The following is a 1,229-nucleotide window of genomic DNA, read 5'->3' on the forward strand; positions in this document are numbered from 1 at the left end:
GAAGATAGGAGTGACCAGGGAAGCATTATCCCGCTGGATGCACCGAAGCGAAAACAAAGCGGTATACCAGGAGTTCCTTCAGGAATTGGAACGCCAAGTAGACATGGCAGAACTCGGCCTGAACAAACTCATAGCAGAAGGGGATTTTAAAGCGATAAAGTTCTTCCTCCTCACCAAAGGAAAGACCAGGGGCTACACTTACAAGCAGGAAATAGAACACCAAGGAGAAGTCGAAACAGTGTTCAACATAAAACTCGAAGACCTCCAAGAAGAAGATGATGACAACGAAGAATGACAGCGTACTACATAAACATCGTTTGGAAACGCACACCCAAACAAAAAGAAGCATGGAAATACCTGACAGACCGTAAAACAACAGAAATCCTGTACGGAGGCGCCGCAGGAGGGGGAAAAACATTCCTCGGATGCGCCTGGCTCCTACTCATGGCCTCCGCCCTGCCAAACACAAGATGGCTCATGGGCAGAGCCGTCCTCAAAGCCCTCAAACAAAGCACACTCCTCACATTCTTCGACCTGGCCAGGCGCTGGGGATTCGTCCACGGAGTACACCTGCAGTACAAAGAACAGCAAGGAATAATCCAGTTCAAAAACGGCAGCCAAATCTTTCTTAAAGACCTTTTCGCCTACCCCAGCGATCCAGAATTCGACAGTTTGGGAAGCACAGAATACACAGGAGCATTCATAGATGAAGCAAGCCAGGTAACAAAGAAGGCCAAAGACATAGTAATGAGCCGAATCAGGTACAAACTCGACGAATACAACCTCGTCCCAAAACTCCTCATAGCCAGCAACCCAGCAAAGAATTGGATGTACCAGGAATTCTACAAGCCCTGGAGGGCGGGAAACCTCCCAGAATTCCGCAAATTCGTACCGAGCAAAGTCACCGACAACCCATTCATAAGCAAATACTATGTGGAAAACCTCAAAAAACTCCCCAGGGTAAGCAGGGAACGACTCCTCAAAGGAAATTGGGAGTACGAAGACGACGCTGCAAAACTCGTACCTTACGACAACATCATCGCAATATTTTCCAGGAAACCCCGCAAGACAGACAATCCGAAAAGATACCTGACCTGCGACATCGCCAGGATGGGAAGCGACAAAACAGTAATATACCTCTGGGAAGACCTGCACCTGGCCAAAGCATGGGAATACCAGAAACTCAAAACAAGCCAAAGCCGCAAAATCATCCAAGCACTCATGGAACA

The 1,229-nt window shown here is 48.1% G+C and carries 2 protein-coding genes; both read left to right on the forward strand.

The genetic code is table 11. The annotated features are described in order from the left end of the window. Positions 1–37 precede the first annotated feature (37 nt). A complete protein-coding gene (locus D6783_06185) occupies positions 38–295 on the forward strand; it encodes a hypothetical protein (GenBank protein RME51974.1) in 258 nt (85 codons plus the stop codon). Next, positions 292–1,229, forward strand: a 938-nt coding sequence (locus D6783_06190; GenBank protein RME51975.1) for a hypothetical protein, incomplete at its 3' end; no start/stop codon positions are given. The genes D6783_06185 and D6783_06190, both read left to right, overlap by 4 nt.

It is taken from the genome of Candidatus Woesearchaeota archaeon, from assembly GCA_003694805.1.
Taxonomy (GTDB): Archaea; Nanobdellota; Nanobdellia; order Woesearchaeales; family J110; genus J110.

What these genes read in the sequence shown, in the direction of transcription:
- D6783_06185 (RME51974.1), top strand. Translation starts at nt 38, where the DNA reads ATGCACCGAAGCGAAAACAAAGCGGTATACCAGGAGTTCCTTCAGGAA.